A 14,686-nucleotide genomic window follows, 5' to 3' on the forward strand; every position below is an offset into this window, starting at 1 on the left:
GCAAATGCAATAGTTAGTGATTATATTTAGTGATGTTTCCTTTTATTTTTAATTACATTTCAGATTACATTCGGATATTCACTTTAGTGGGGAAGTGTCACTGAGCTGATTCGAGGAGGTGAAGCCGAAAGGCATATTTCCTGAAGTGATCTGAGTTATTTTATGGCTATCATTATCTTATTGACATGAGAGACTTCTGGCGTAAGCCAAGGGCGGTAGCGTGCTTCTTTACTGGGAAATACCCAATCAGTTATTTCACTTTTCACGCAAGTAACGGTATTTATGTTATTTGCACTTATCATTAATATTAAAGAAGAGGTTAATATGTCTACAAGTGCATCTCAAATTGCGGTTGAATATCCCATTCCTACTTATCGATTTATTGTATCGATTGGTGATGAGCAAATTCCATTTAATAGTGTTTCAGGGTTGGATATAACCTATGACACGATCGAATATCGAGACGGTATCGGCAATTGGTTTAAAATGCCCGGGCAACGTCAGTTGATTAATATTACCTTGCGAAAAGGTGTTTTCCCTGGGAAGACAGAATTGTTTGATTGGATCAGTTCAATCCAACTTAACCAAGTAGAAAAAAAGGATATTACTATCAGCTTGACTAATGATTCGGGTACCGAATTGCTGATGACTTGGTGTGTTGCTAATGCATTCCCTACCTCGTTGAGTTCTCCTTCATTCGATGCCACCAGTAATGATATTGCCGTTCAGGAAATGACATTGGCAGCTGATCGGGTAACGATTCAAGCTATTTAATCTGCTAATAATCATTGAATCTCACAAAGGAATTATTATGACTATTAATACCAGTTACCCAGGTGTGTATATCGAAGAGCTGAACAGCCTTGCTTTGTCTGTTTCAAATAGTGCCACTGCCGTGCCAGTTTTTGCTGTGGGAGCGGAAAAAGGAATTGTCAGAGATGAGAAGGAGATTATCCGAATCAATTCATGGATGGATTATCTTAACTTAGAGGGCAAGTTTAATAATACAGATACATTAGCTATTTCGTTACGCGCTTATTTCACCAATGGCGGTGGATACTGTTATCTGATTAATACCGATAAACTGGAAGCCTTGGTCCCCACGCTGGATGATGTCACCTTATTGGTGGCGGCAGGTGAAAATATCCAAACGGCGGTGGATACCTTATGCACACCAGGCCGCGGGTTATTTGCCATTCTTGATGGCCCGAAAACTCTGTTAACACGGGATGACGTCGAGGCGGCTCAGGATAAATATACCTCCACACCATTTGCTGCGGTGTATTACCCGTGGCTAACTGCGGACTGGGCTGATGCGGATATTCCACCCAGCGCCGTTATGGCGGGTGTGTATGCTTCCGTGGATTTGTCTCGAGGGGTGTGGAAAGCGCCCGCCAATGTCACCTTGAAAGGGGGATTGGAACCAAAGTTTTTGGTTACCGATGAATTACAAGGTGCTTATAACTCAGGCCGCGCGTTCAACATGATCCGCAGTTTCAGTAACACGGGTACCACCGTTTGGGGAGCAAGAACCCTGGAAGATCACGATAATTGGCGTTATATCCCGGTTCGGCGTTTGTTTAATACCGCAGAGCGGGATATTAAGCGGGCGATGAGTTTTGCCGTATTTGAGCCGAATAGCCAGCCTACCTGGGAGCGAGTAAGAGCCGCGATCAGTAATTATCTTTATGCCCTGTGGCGTCAAGGCGGTTTGGCCGGGAATAGTGAAAAAGAAGCTTATTTTGTACAAATTGGCCAAGGTATCACTATGACTCCTGAGCAAATCAACCAAGGGAAGATGATTATTAAAGTGGGGCTAGCGGCGGTTCGGCCAGCAGAATTTATCATCCTTCAGTTCACCCAAGATGTTGAACAGCGTTAACTCACTGATTACGAGGTATCACTATGCCCGCGATTCTACAAGCGCCAGGTGTTTATATTGACGAAGATGCGTCGTTGGCCTTTTCAGTCAATAATAGCCCTACGGCAGTCCCCGTCTTTATTGGTGAGTTTACGCCGCTATTAGCAAACTCTGTTCCTGCCTGTACCCGTATTAATAATTGGCTTGAGTTTACCTCGTCTTTCTCTCTGGCTCCGGCAACGCAGGTTGTAATTCGTTCGACTAAACTTGATGAACTTCCCGTTATTGAGGATAAAGGAGAGGTCGAGCTTAAATCGAAAACTAAAGCGAAGAACAAAGTTGCTACTGCCGAGACTCCGGCGTGGAGCCACAGTATTGAACGCATCAAATTATCTCCTGCTGTTGAAGCGTTACAGCTCTATTTCCAAAATGGCGGTGGGGCTTGTTATCTCTATCCTATCAACGATGTTAGCGACCGAAATACGCTGGCGGCTATTCCCGATATTATTGAGCAAAAAGGGGACATTACATTAATCGTTTGTCCAGAAATTGACCTCGATTATAAAAACGCCGTTTACGATGCAGTGATCCCGCTATTAACTCAGAAGGTGGGTTATTTCCTGATCGCGGACAGCAATGAGGGGGAGCCAGTGGCGAATGTTGGCCATCTCTCTCAGGCTGCCGTTTATTATCCACCATTGGAAACCAATCTCAGAAGCTCAGCATCAGTAATTGATGATGAGAATATTTTTATCAGCGGCTATGAGGATGAGGCAGGCGAGAGCCGGTTTGCGACACTGGCAGAGCTGCGGAGTGAAAACTCAACACTGGCTGAGACCATCGACCATCAGCTGTTAGAAGTACAGCAACGCAGGGTCATAATCCCACCCAGCCCGGTTATCGCTGGGGCTTATTGCCGCACAGATAGCAGCCGAGGGGTCTGGAAAGCGCCAGCCAATGTGGTACTCACCGGTATTGGACGTTTGCTTGATAATGTTGATAACCAGCGTCAGGGGACGATGAATGCCAACGGCGTGAATATCATTCGTTCCTTTAGCGATCGGGGTTTTGTGGTCTGGGGCGCGCGTACTGCAGCAGGCGGCTCAGATGATATTAACTGGCGCTATATTCCCGTTCGTCGTCTGTTCAATTCTGCTGAGCGGGATATTCGCCAAGCATTGCGAGCTGCGTTATTCGAAACCAATAATCAACCGACTTGGATGCGAGCCAAATCTGCCGTTGATAATTATCTTTACGCACTTTGGCAGCGTGGTGCTTTGCTGGGAACTCGTCCAGAAGAGGCTTATTTTGTCCAGATTGGGCAGGGTATCACTATGTCGGAGGATGACATTAAACAGGGCAAAATGATCATGATGATCGGTTTGGCTGCTGTACGACCGGCTGAATTTATTATTCTGCAATTTACGCAGGATGTCGCTCAATAACCTCCATAACAACAATATCGGGCATCACAGTGTCAGGGTGCCTGTCTCACTTTTTATGGAGGAACTTATGATGGAGAGAATACCACCGGGTGTCACACTGTCAGACAGGATTGTATCCGGCAATCAGGGCGTAATCGCCACGGCCATTCCCGTATTTATTGGCTACACCAAACCGGTTAGGGAACAACAATATGAAGCCGCGGCCATTCGTGTCGATAGCTTGGCAGATTATTCCCGGACATTTGGTAGCGAAGGCATCATGGCCTTTGCTGTCAGGCACTATTTTGATAATGGCGGAGAGCAAGCTTTTATTCTGTCTCTGACAGAGAAGATGCCAGCCGACAGAATAACAGGGTTTGATGTGGCCGAATATTTCTCGGCGCTGCAAAGCTCTGATGTTAGCTCCGCGATTGCCAGCGAACCGTTGATTACGTTGATTTTGGCTCCGGATATGGCACGTCTTAATGATAGTCCTATTACGGGCAGTACCACCCTTGCAAATTTGTGGTCAAGCGGTTGGGCAATACTGCTGCAACTCAGTCAAATCAAACCCAATCTCTTTGTGCTACTGGATGCGCCGGATGACGTTTTTCTTGCCTCGCAGTGCATGCAGACATTGTCGTCAGACTACCGTCAATGGGGCGCAGCCTACTGGCCTAGAGTGGAAACCACCTATCGGGATACCTCGGTAATGGAAGGCGAAGCCCCACGGGTGGTGCTGTCGCCTACGGCGGCTATTGCCGCGGTAATACAGCGTACGGATAAGCGTATTGGGGTATGGAAAGCGCCAGCCAATGTGGCATTGGCTCAGGTAATTCGTCCGGTTGTTTCCCATTTGCAGGGCGATACGTTGTTTAACACCAGTGGCACGTCTCTCAATTTAGTCCGCAGTTTTCCCGGAAAAGGGACCCGTATATGGGGGTGTCGTACGCTGGAAAATAGTGCCAGCTCGTCGTGGCGTTATTTACAAACTCGTCGTCTGGTTTCTTATGTTTCCGCTAATTTGGCTCAGCTCATTCGCCTGTATACCTTTGAGCCGAACAATGAACTGACGTGGATGAAGTGCAAAGGGCAAAGCTATAACTGGCTTCGGCAACTGTGGTTGCAGGGAGGGCTTTATGGTGCACAGGAAGATGAGGCGTTTAATGTCTTGTTGGGGTTAAACGAGACGATGACTGAGGATGACGTTCGTGCAGGGAAAATGATCGTAAAAATAGAGTTAGCCATATTATTTCCGGCTGAATTTATTGAGGTCAGTTTGGTATTTGATACCCGCACGGGTGCACTTTTGTCTTAAAAAGGAAAGAGCCTGATGAGCGATTATTACACACCGGTGGTATCCCACCGTTTTATGGCCAGTTTCGTTTTTAACGGCATTCCCAATCCTTTGGATATTCGTTTTCAGCGTATATCAGGCCTTAGCCGGGAACTCCAGGTTACCCAATACAGTGAAGGCGGAGAAAATGCCCGCAACAGTTTTTTAACTGAAAAAATCCAGCATGGCACTCTTAGGCTTGAACGCGGCGTGATGACAGTATCACCGCTAACCATGATGTTTGATCGGGTTTTACGTGGCGACAAAGTTGTTTATGCCGATGTGGTGATTATGTTACTGAACGAGAATTTATTGCCACTATCCAGTTGGACATTGAGTAATGCACTGCCGGTAAGCTGGCAAACCAGTGATTTTGACGCCAGCAGTAACGCCATATTGGTTAACACCCTTGAATTACGCTATCAGGATATGCGTTGGTTGGGAGTTAAACTATGACATTAGAAATCAGAGAGTTAGTTATTCAGGCTCGTGTTGTTCCTGCCGTGTCTCCGAGTTCGGTGGAACCCCAAAACCGTTCGTTGATACAGGAAAGTCTGGATAACGCGGCTTGGGTTGAAATGATTAAGCGTGAGGTACTCGCGGCACTGCGCGATGCGGAGGGGGGGCGTCCATGAGTCTGCTTGAACGAGGTTTGGCCAAACTGACTATTGATGCTTATAAAGATCGGGAAGGAAAAATTCGGGCAGGGAATAGCCTACAGGCCATGTACAACCCGGCCACGTTGCATTTGGATTATCAGACTGACTATTTGCAATCTCAGGCCATTAATAACGAGAAACAGAGCAGCACTTATGTACAGGCGAAACCCGCAGGGCTATCGCTGGAACTGACATTTGATGCAACGATGCCGGGTAATACCCTCCCGATAGAAACCCAACTGATGCAGCTTAAACAGCTGTGCTCAGTAGATGCGACTAGCAAAGAGACCCGTTTTCTACACATTAAATGGGGGAAAATGCGCTGGGAGAATCGCGGCTATTTTGCCGGGCGAACCAAAGGGCTTTCGGTGAGTTATACCCTGTTTGATCGGGATGCAACACCATTACGCGCACAGGTTGTTTTGACGTTGGTCGCGGATGACAGTTTGGTATTGCAAGAAACCGAACAAAACCTGAAGTCACCGGCAAAAGTGGCATTACGCGTACAGGATGGGGTTTCGTTGGCGCTGATGGCGGTCAGCACGGCATCAACCCTGTCAGGTGGTGTTGATTATCTGACGCTGGCTTGGCAAAACGGTTTGGATAATCTCAATGGTTTTGTGCCGGGAGAAATTTTACAGGCAACCAGGGAGAATGATTCATGAGTCATCAGCTCAAAATTACCGCCGATGGTAAAGCGCTGTCCCTGCTGACAGCCGTTGATGTGGATACTTATCATCAGGTTAACAGTGTAGCCTCTGCAACCATCAAACTCAGCGTATTGGATCGGCCGTTATCCTCTTTCAGTCAGCCAGATATACAGGGGGAGCTGGCTCACTGCCAAGTCGGAAAAACATTAAAGTTAGAGCTGAATGCAGGTAACCGAAAATCGGTACTGTTTAACGGGGTGATAACTCGACAAACGTTGCGTATCAGAAATAAACAATTACTGCTTACGTTGGTTATTAAACACCCGCTACAACGGATGGTTGATACCCAACACTCGCAGTTATTTAGTCATAAAAGTGAGAAAACAATCTTAAGTGCGCTGTTAAATCAGGCGCGAGTTGAGGCCAGTTTTGGGCGTATAGCCGCATTGGATCAAAAACATGAACAAATGGTGCAATTTCGCTGTTCGGATTGGTACTTTTTGTTGTGTCGCCTCTCGGCAACCGGGGTATGGCTACTGCCGTCTCCTGAGGGTGCCCGCTTGGTACAAGCCGGAATCCAGAGTGCGACTAAAATTCATATCCTAAAAAGCCGGGGAGATGAGAACCAAGATATTGTGGTGAAAGACGCTTACTGGCAGTTTGACAATCAACGTAATCCGGCCTCACTAGAGGTCAGTAGTTGGGACATCAGTAAGCAACAATCGCAATCGGGTGGCCGCTATGGCAGCAGTGCTACGGGTAAGGGGGCGTTTTCCCTCGATCATTTAGCTTCGCTGAATAAAGAGAGTTGGGATATTCGTTACAGCAGTCCACTCACCACCCAGGAAAGTGGCTATTTGGCACAAGGATTATTGCTCAATCAACGTATTGCCGGGGTGAGGGGGGAGTTTTTGCTGAAAGGCGGTACGATTTATCAGTTAGGTGATGGCGTGCAACTGGTGGGGTTTGGTTCTCAAATCGATGGCACGGCAACGATTACCGGCATTCGACAGCGTTTTAACCGGCAAATTGATTGGGAAACCACCCTGGAAATAGGCTTACAGCCAGAACATCTTCCTTTAGTGCCGGAAGCGTCAGAGCTGCATATTGCTACTGTCGCGAAATATCAGCAGGATAGTGCGGCGCTCAACCGTATTCCCATTATTCTATCGACCTTAAATCGGCCAAATGAAATCTTATGGGCCAGATTGGGGAAACCTTACGCCAGCAGTGAAAGTGGTTTTTGTTTTTATCCTGAACAAGGTGATGAAGTTATTGTTGGCTTTTTTGAAAATGACCCGCGTTATCCGGTTATTTTAGGGGCGATGCATAACCCAAAAAATAAAGCGCCTTTTGAACCGACCCAAGACAATAGAGAGAAAACGCTGATTGTTAAAACCGGGAATATACAGCAACAACTGCTTATTAATAGCAAGGATAAAACCATCACAATAAATGCAGGGGGGAACCTAATGACCCTGCAACAAAATAAAGACATCTCACTGGTGGTAGAAAAAGAGTTTACGTTAAAAGCACAATCCATTCAGGCCACGGCAGATAAGTCATTGGCAATATCCGGGAAAAGTAGCGTGGAAATTAAAGGTGCTAAAATTAATCTTACCCAATAAAGGTGATAAATGGAAAACCAAATACTGACACAACTCTATGGCCGAGGCTGGGCATTTCCCCCGTTATTCTCTCTGGATGAGGGCGTGGTGATGGCTGAAGGGGCAGAAGATGTTCGGCAAAGTTTGCAGATCCTCTTTAGCACCGAGCCAGGAGAGCGGTTGATGCGTGAAGATTATGGCTGTGGATTGAATGATTTTATGTTTGAAAATATCCGTAATGAACTGATCGCTGAGATAGAAACCCGGATCCAGGACAGCGTGTTACGTTATGAACCCAGAGCGGATATGACGGATATTCAAGTCAGCCAGGCTCCGAATAGGAGCAATACTCTGCAAGTCCGGGTCGTCTACCGTCTGCGAGGCAGTGAAATTAACCAACAAATTCAAGGGGCACTTGCCCTAGGTGAGGGGAACAGTGCGGAGATCGGATGAGCGATGCAATAGTGATAGACGGTGATTTGCTACAGTTTGACGTGCAGTTTGGCCATCGTACGGTAACGGTTTCTGTTCCAGGGAAAATGAGCGGCGCAGGTCATGCGCAAGTCAACGGCAAGAAAGTCTGTATCTTGGGTGATGAAAAGAAAGTAAAAGTTTCAGCGAGTTACATCACGGCGAACCACATTATTTTGGGTGATGGGGAGATTACCATCAGCGCACTGGATCGCAGCCAGCAGGCTTTGCAATGCACTAGCGGGGCGACATTAATTATCAAAGGTAAAAAGTTTACCGCGACGTTTACGCCGGGAAAGGTGGCTACTGCACCAGGTAGCCCTCCCCCTCCTCCAGATGTACCGACTCCTTCATCAGGAACCGGCAGTTTTATTACCCAACAAAGTTTTGCCACAGTGAATTAAGTTAACCATCTAATACGGCAATACAAATGGAGTGAATAATTATTTATTCGCTGAGGGTTCTCTGTGCTCGAAAAACACAGGTGATATTATGGAATTGATCGAGTTAAATAATAAATTGTCAGATTTAGTGCCTGACTCTGATTTCAAATTAGATAACCGAAGTGGTTTAACACTGCTTGAGTTTATTAAAAAATACACACAAAAAATCCCTTTTAATAATGAGAGTGACTTTTGGGATGCCTTTTTCTTTATGTTGGACAATAATCCTGAAGAATTAGCGAAATTTTATCTGGCAGAAAATGTAGCCGATGGAACACTCCCTCCTCATCAAGCTCTTATATTGGCTGTTTTGCAGATATTGGAAACGCCCAGAACATTATTGAATTCGTTGCCAGCTGTTCACCGAAATCTTTATTACCGGGATTTATTAGGTTTATCTTCCCGACCAGCAAATCCCGATCAGGTGGCACTGTCTATTGCACTGAATCCCACAGTGAGCACGCAATTATTAGCTAAAGGTACTTTATTTGAAGCCGGTCAGGATGCACAGGGCGCTCCACTGCACTACCGACTGGATGCCAGCTTATTGGTCAACCGCGGATATATCAGCGATCTGCGTTGGTTATGGAAAAAAGAATCTCAGGGATGGGTTACTGCCGCCCCTTTGGATGTACAAAATCAGATCAATCTCCCCACGACGGGGGTTCACTTATTCAGTGAGACGCCGAGCGATCGATCCGTAGCTGGTGGCTTACTTATCGTGGCGGCACGGCTAGTGATGGAGGAGGGAGAGAGACGGATTACGCTGACTTTTGCCGAGAATATTGAGGTGGCTAGATTCGCCTCAATACAAATTAGCAGCGGCGATCGCTGGTTGGCTTTAACGCCAGTAGTACCAGCGTCTAAAACGGTCACACTCATGCTTTCCGCGCGGGAGCCGGCCATTAGTGCGCCAGACAATCTTGACGATCTCATTTTTGAACAGCCGGTACTGCGCTTGCAAGCAGCAAAAGACCAGCAACTGCCGAGGGTCACAGCCGTTCAGGTTGAGCAACTTCAGACAATTGACGCGGATAGCCAACGTGATGTGCACACGATGGTTGCGGTGAATGCCCCCTTCGATTCCTATTATTTGACCCCCTTTGGTTACAGTCGGAATGATGAGTGGATGCAGGAAACAGGATCCTCGCTTTATTTAGGTTTCTCTGATGTCGCTCCCGGTCAGACATTATCATTGTATTGGAAGTTGAAAACTCCGATTCAACCTAGCGTGGCCTGGTTTTATCTGAATCAGGAGAATCAGTGGGCTGCTCTGGACGCTTGGGTGAATGATGAAACTCAAAGCCTGTATCAGGATGGTCTCTGGCGTCTGGTGTTGCCAACTGACGCGGCTGATCAGGCCAGTCAAATGCCGAGCGGACGCCATTGGTTAAAAGGCGTGGTTAGCGTACCCGAACAGGCCGACGTTTGGCGAAGTTATCCCCGGTTACAAGGCGTTATTGATAATGCGATGACGGCAACGTTAATTAATGCAGAAACCCTAAGCGATAACCATTTTTTACAAGCATTACCCGCCGAGACTATCCAGCGGTCAGTCGAGCCTATTCCCGTGTTATCAACGATTACCCAACCCTGGGCATCATGGAATGGTCGCATGGCTGAATCGGATGGTGAATTCTTTGAACGTGAGGCGCAGCGTCTCTCACACCGTAATCGGGCGCTGACCTGGGGCAATATGGTTACGTTGTTGAAACAGCGGTACCTCAGTATTTTCGATGTGAAATATCCGGGCAATGATGAATTAACCCGTGTGCCGGCCCCTGAGACGCAACAACTGACGGTGATCCCTGTAACCCATTATAACGACGGCGATGACCCTCTACGTCCATTGCTCAATCCAGCTCGTTTGGCGGAAATGGCCAACTGGTTGGAACAACGAGACTCGCTCTGGGCGTCAATTACCGTGGCTAACCCGACCTATATTGATGTGCATATCAATTATCAGCTGATTTTCAAATCAGGTGTTAACCCGGATTTCGGCTATCAACAGCTCCAACAAAGCCTGAGTGAGGTATATATGCCCTGGAGTGGCGATGAGCAACGGGTGGTCATGATGAACAATAACATTGGCTATTTTCAGTTGTTGGCAACCATTCAACAACACCCGTTGGTTGAACGGGTCACTAGCCTGACATTGCGTCGGGAAGGTGCCAATACGGCTATCGACGACATGGCTTCGGTGGATGCAAATAATAACGAAGTGCTGATTCTGGTCTGGGAAAATGATGATTTGGTACAACGCCGGGGGAGCAAAATATGAGTAATCCAGACACATTATTTCTCCTCGTAAAAGAGGATATCCATTTCGATAGATTGCTAAATCAGGCTCATCAGGTGGTGGAGGATCAGGCCGGAAAGTTATGGACAGATACCGCAGAGCACGACCCGGGGATGACAATTCTCGAAGGGATCTGTTACGGCGCTTCAGATTTAGCCTATCGCCATACATTACCGTTGCAAGATCTCCTGACTCCTGCATTATCTGAGCCGCAAAAGGGGATTTTCCCCCGTGAATTTGGCCCACACCGGGCGCTGACCTGTGGCCCAATCACCGCTGATGATTACCGAAAGGCGTTGCTGGATTTACACAGTAATGATTGGCCAGTAGAAAACGCCGGTCATGAGGGCGATTTTTTATTCCGCAATGTGCAATTGGTACGTGAACCGGAAGCTGAGCGGTATGCCTATTGGTATGACTCAGAGAAAAGAGAATACAGTTTTGTAGAGACAGACAAAGCAAAAAAATTAACTCTGCGAGGGAATTACTGGCTCTATCTGGAGCCGACCCGACACACTCAGCTTGATACTGCGGCGGCGCAAGAACAACTCAGCGCATTCTTGATGGAAAACCGAAATATCGGTGAAGCAGTCAGCCAGATAAACTGGCTGGAACCGGTTGATTTTCCTCTATTACTGGATATTGAACTGGGTGACGATACGCAAAATATCGCCAGCATATTTGCCAACGTCTATAGTGCGGTTGAACAGTTTATGATGCCCAGAGCGTTGCGTTACAGCACGGGAACGCTACAACAACGGGGCATGAGTCATGACGATATTTTCGACGGACCGCAGTTGAAATACGGCTGGATACCGGAACTGGCACCCAATCGGGACTATACCCAAGGTGTAACGCTCAACCTGAGCCGGCTAGTCAATGTTCTGTTGGGCATTGACGGCATCAAAAATATTACCCGCATGGTATTAGGGGAGAGTTACGATAAAAATAAAATTACCCCGATCGCGGATGATACTTGGTCATGGAGAATAGCCGCCGGATGCTATCCACGGCTGTGGGGAGCGGATCCGATCCATTTATTGGCACAGCAAGACGGCCCGCTTCGGGTGATTGCCAAAGGGGGGATCAGCGTCTCTGTCAGTGAAAAGGACATTATTAAGCGTCTTCCTCCGGTTGAAATGATCCAGAATGCGCCGGTTATCTTACATTACGGACAACACCGTGATGTGGGCAGTTACCATCCGGTTAGCGATACCTTGCCCCCGTGCTATCAATTACAGCAGTCATTGCAGACATTGTCTGAACCAGACCGCTTACGGGTATTGGCGTTGCATCAGTTTATGTTGCCCTTTGAGCAACTATTAGCCAACGGTTGCCAGCAACTGGCGATGCTGCCGCAGTTACTGGCTTTTCAACGTGAGGGTATCCGGGTATGGGGAGCGCAGTGGCCGTTTAAATCAGGTTCTGTAAACGATGAGGCCCATAAAGATTATGCCGCAGAGCTGAAAGAGTGGCAGGAAGAAATAGCACAAGATACCGAGCAAGAACTGAATATCATCAATTACCTGTTGGGATATTTTGCTACGCAACGGGCACCACGCACCTTTACTACCAACGCCAGTGAATTTCTTGCGGTACAACAAGGCTATTTGTCACAGCAAACGGTATTAACCTACCATCGCGATAATATTCGTATCGATCAGGTTTCCTCATTACAAAAACGCATTGCAGCTCGGATGGGATTGGGGAAAGAATTATTTAAGCCGCAGCCTGATTTAAGTCAACTGCCTTTCTACCTTATCGAACACCGCGCATTGTTACCGATCAAACCTAACGCCGATTTTGATACTGAGCAAACACCAGACTCGGTACAGATTCAGGATGATGAAAATAAGCAGCCCCATCTGGTGATAAACCAAAGCGGTATTGGCAATAAATTAACGCCAGGCCAGGTGGTCAATTTAACGCTGTATGAGGGCCAGGCCGGTGAGAACAAGTTTATTTTACGTGGTCAAATGATCGCCAAAATAGAAGCTGACAGCATTTGGTTGAATATGAGCAACAGCGTGCAGTTGGCACATAATATAGACCGAGTGATGGCTGCGGCAGCTATCGGCAAGTTACATTGGCAAAATAGCCTGGTGTGGCTGGAAGATATGAGTTACCGCTTGGCCTACGCCAGCGATCAAACTAAGGACGGCGAACAACTGCCTGCGAATCAACGGCGGTTGACCCGAACCGACCAGACACCATTCCCAGCTCTGATTAAGTTAGGAACGGAAATAACATTGGCTGCCAATATTGGTTTGGTCAGCAATGTCAGTTATACCCAAGAAACCACTCAGACACTTTATGCCAAGGTTGTTAGTTTTGATCGTATCCAAGGTACCCTGATTATCGAGCGTTTGGATGTATCGACCCTGGCTTTCCCATCTCCTGAAGATGACTGGCGCTACAATTGGCACTTTTCCGGTGATGAATATGAGCGTACTGACCGTTTCTCATTCGTTATTAGCGTGGTGATCAACAGTGCGTTAATTTCTATGCCTGGTGTTGACCCCTATAAATTGGAGGAGTGGGTTAAAGATACGGTTCTCTCGGAATTCCCTGCGCATATTTCCATGATCATTCATTGGATGGACAATCGCCAATTTTCAAATTTCGGTAGAACCTATCAGCGCTGGCAAAATAATGGAGCGCCATTAGGTGATGCTGCTTATTCTATTTTAGAAACTTTGACGTTGGGTAAATTACCATCAGGATTTATCGGTATTGGCACAATGCGAATCGCCACGCCAGCTCAGCGTACCGAAGTTATCGGCAGCAATGAAACTGAATGGAATACAGACAAGATAATTCAGAACGAATTATTCTATGTTCCGAAAGAAAGCTAAAAATAATCTAGTCATCTAATTAATTTTTATTCATTCTATTTGTGGAACTCATCATGAAAGAGACTCATCGTTTAATTATTGGCAATGAAAAACAAATGTTAACGGGTCTGGCGGTAGTCGGGCCTGAAACGAATAGTTTAAAAGAAAGATTTAAGGAAGGCAGTATTCCGCTGCAAACGGATTTTGAAAAGCTAATTGATATTGCAGACGTTGGGCGTAAAGCCGCAGGGTTAGCTCCAGGGCAAACTGGCCCGGGGAATGGTTTTCAACTTGACAGCGTAGAGCGCTTGTCTGTAAAGGTTGACAGCAACAGTGGATTATCAGTAACTAGTTCGGGGGTAAAGGTTATACCCAAAAACAGTGGTGGAGTAGTCGTAGATTCTACCGGTATCTCGGTGAAGCCAGGTAGAGGAATGGAAGTCACATCTGATGGCGTGCGTATAACAAATGAGTTTGCTTTCCAGAAAGGTATGATTCTGATGTTTGCCGGAACAGCGGCTGAAATGCCACCTGGATGGGCATTATGTGATGGAAGTAATGGTAGACCAAATTTGATAGACCGCTTTATTTTAGGCTCTACGTTCACTCACTCAAAATATTCTAATACTGCACAACTAGCAGGTTCAGGTAACACAAAAACCTATAACAAGCAGAGCACATCATTTACGGTTACAGGTACAGTTAATATAGCAGAGACTATATTAACTCTGGGGCAAATACCTAGGCATAATCATAATGATGGTGTGCGTTATACTTATAAGGCGGGTAATTATGACATAATGAATATTAATCAGTATGGTTCTGTAAGTGTAGGCACTGGTTCCAGTAGTAACAAATTTGCTAGACTAGAAAATTTTTCAGACAGTGAGTCTGTTCATTTAACCCAATCTTCTACAGTTGGTGATGGAGGAGGCCATAAGCATACTGCTACGATGAGCACTAATGGACATCAGCATTCCACGGATGTTATTCCGCCTTACTACACGTTGGCCTTTATTATCAAGTTATAGTTTGTTGATTAATTGGAATGAATCTTGACTGAGAGCGCTAAGGATAGTGCTCATCTACTAATTCTTCAATG

General features: G+C 46.5%; 13 protein-coding genes. All 13 read left to right on the plus strand.

Features of this window, described 5'->3' with window-relative positions; translation table 11 throughout:
- Positions 1-324: 324 nt before the first annotated feature.
- The gene (locus DJ39_RS03165; RefSeq protein WP_038245127.1) at positions 325-774 is read left to right on the plus strand and encodes a phage tail protein; all 450 of its coding nucleotides are present in this window, start codon (positions 325-327) and stop codon (positions 772-774) included.
- A gap of 37 nt (positions 775-811) precedes the next feature.
- Positions 812-1,882 carry a phage tail sheath family protein gene (locus tag DJ39_RS03170; RefSeq protein ID WP_004721434.1) on the plus strand — a complete coding sequence of 357 codons (1,071 nt, stop codon included), beginning with the start codon at positions 812-814 and terminating at the stop codon, positions 1,880-1,882.
- Positions 1,883-1,905: 23 nt separating this feature from the next.
- Positions 1,906-3,306 (plus strand): phage tail sheath family protein, encoded by a 1,401-nt coding sequence (locus DJ39_RS03175; RefSeq protein WP_004721432.1) that lies wholly within the window; start codon positions 1,906-1,908, stop codon positions 3,304-3,306.
- A gap of 67 nt (positions 3,307-3,373) precedes the next feature.
- Positions 3,374-4,603, plus strand: coding sequence for a phage tail sheath C-terminal domain-containing protein (locus DJ39_RS03180; protein WP_004721430.1), 1,230 nt, complete (start codon positions 3,374-3,376; stop codon positions 4,601-4,603).
- Between the two features lie 15 nt (positions 4,604-4,618).
- Positions 4,619-5,077 carry a phage tail protein gene (locus DJ39_RS03185; protein WP_004721429.1) on the plus strand — a complete coding sequence of 153 codons (459 nt, stop codon included), beginning with the start codon at positions 4,619-4,621 and terminating at the stop codon, positions 5,075-5,077.
- Entirely contained in the window at positions 5,074-5,256 is a 183-nt protein-coding gene (locus DJ39_RS03190) for a DUF5908 family protein (protein ID WP_038245105.1), read from the plus strand. Before DJ39_RS03185 ends, DJ39_RS03190 begins: the two co-directional genes overlap by 4 nt.
- Complete coding sequence (locus DJ39_RS03195) at positions 5,253-5,945, plus strand: CIS tube protein (RefSeq protein ID WP_038251141.1); 693 nt, start codon at positions 5,253-5,255, stop codon at positions 5,943-5,945. The genes DJ39_RS03190 and DJ39_RS03195 overlap by 4 nt, the downstream gene beginning before the upstream one ends.
- Positions 5,942-7,558, plus strand: a complete 1,617-nt coding sequence (locus DJ39_RS03200) for a phage baseplate assembly protein V (protein WP_038245100.1) — start codon at positions 5,942-5,944, stop codon at positions 7,556-7,558. The genes DJ39_RS03195 and DJ39_RS03200 overlap by 4 nt, the downstream gene beginning before the upstream one ends.
- 9 nt (positions 7,559-7,567) lie before the next feature.
- Positions 7,568-7,990, plus strand: a complete 423-nt coding sequence (locus DJ39_RS03205) for a GPW/gp25 family protein (protein ID WP_004721421.1) — start codon at positions 7,568-7,570, stop codon at positions 7,988-7,990.
- Complete coding sequence (locus DJ39_RS03210) at positions 7,987-8,412, plus strand: hypothetical protein (RefSeq protein WP_038245097.1); 426 nt, start codon at positions 7,987-7,989, stop codon at positions 8,410-8,412. Before DJ39_RS03205 ends, DJ39_RS03210 begins: the two co-directional genes overlap by 4 nt.
- An 88-nt stretch (positions 8,413-8,500) precedes the next feature.
- On the plus strand, positions 8,501-10,732 hold the full coding sequence (locus DJ39_RS03215) for a baseplate J/gp47 family protein (protein ID WP_038245094.1): 2,232 nt from the start codon (positions 8,501-8,503) through the stop codon (positions 10,730-10,732).
- A complete protein-coding gene (locus tag DJ39_RS03220) occupies positions 10,729-13,605 on the plus strand; it encodes a hypothetical protein (RefSeq protein WP_038245091.1) in 2,877 nt (958 codons plus the stop codon). The genes DJ39_RS03215 and DJ39_RS03220 overlap by 4 nt, the downstream gene beginning before the upstream one ends.
- A 53-nt stretch (positions 13,606-13,658) precedes the next feature.
- Positions 13,659-14,615 carry a phage tail protein gene (locus DJ39_RS03225; RefSeq protein ID WP_004721414.1) on the plus strand — a complete coding sequence of 319 codons (957 nt, stop codon included), beginning with the start codon at positions 13,659-13,661 and terminating at the stop codon, positions 14,613-14,615.
- Positions 14,616-14,686 lie beyond the last annotated feature (71 nt).

Origin of the sequence: Yersinia ruckeri ATCC 29473 (genome assembly GCF_000754815.1) — a bacterium.
Taxonomy (GTDB): Bacteria; Pseudomonadota; Gammaproteobacteria; order Enterobacterales; family Enterobacteriaceae; genus Yersinia; species Yersinia ruckeri.

Bases quoted from the DNA above. Each gene is read 5' to 3' on its own strand.
- DJ39_RS03185 (WP_004721429.1), top strand. From the start codon at position 4,619: ATGAGCGATTATTACACACCGGTGGTATCCCACCGTTTTATGGCCAGT.
- DJ39_RS03210 (WP_038245097.1), top strand. From the start codon at position 7,987: ATGAGCGATGCAATAGTGATAGACGGTGATTTGCTACAGTTTGACGTG.
- DJ39_RS03195 (WP_038251141.1), top strand. From the start codon at position 5,253: ATGAGTCTGCTTGAACGAGGTTTGGCCAAACTGACTATTGATGCTTAT.
- DJ39_RS03170 (WP_004721434.1), top strand. From the start codon at position 812: ATGACTATTAATACCAGTTACCCAGGTGTGTATATCGAAGAGCTGAAC.
- DJ39_RS03205 (WP_004721421.1), top strand. From the start codon at position 7,568: ATGGAAAACCAAATACTGACACAACTCTATGGCCGAGGCTGGGCATTT.
- DJ39_RS03215 (WP_038245094.1), top strand. From the start codon at position 8,501: ATGGAATTGATCGAGTTAAATAATAAATTGTCAGATTTAGTGCCTGAC.
- DJ39_RS03165 (WP_038245127.1), top strand. From the start codon at position 325: ATGTCTACAAGTGCATCTCAAATTGCGGTTGAATATCCCATTCCTACT.
- DJ39_RS03190 (WP_038245105.1), top strand. From the start codon at position 5,074: ATGACATTAGAAATCAGAGAGTTAGTTATTCAGGCTCGTGTTGTTCCT.
- DJ39_RS03225 (WP_004721414.1), top strand. From the start codon at position 13,659: ATGAAAGAGACTCATCGTTTAATTATTGGCAATGAAAAACAAATGTTA.
- DJ39_RS03200 (WP_038245100.1), top strand. From the start codon at position 5,942: ATGAGTCATCAGCTCAAAATTACCGCCGATGGTAAAGCGCTGTCCCTG.
- DJ39_RS03175 (WP_004721432.1), top strand. From the start codon at position 1,906: ATGCCCGCGATTCTACAAGCGCCAGGTGTTTATATTGACGAAGATGCG.
- DJ39_RS03220 (WP_038245091.1), top strand. From the start codon at position 10,729: ATGAGTAATCCAGACACATTATTTCTCCTCGTAAAAGAGGATATCCAT.
- DJ39_RS03180 (WP_004721430.1), top strand. From the start codon at position 3,374: ATGATGGAGAGAATACCACCGGGTGTCACACTGTCAGACAGGATTGTA.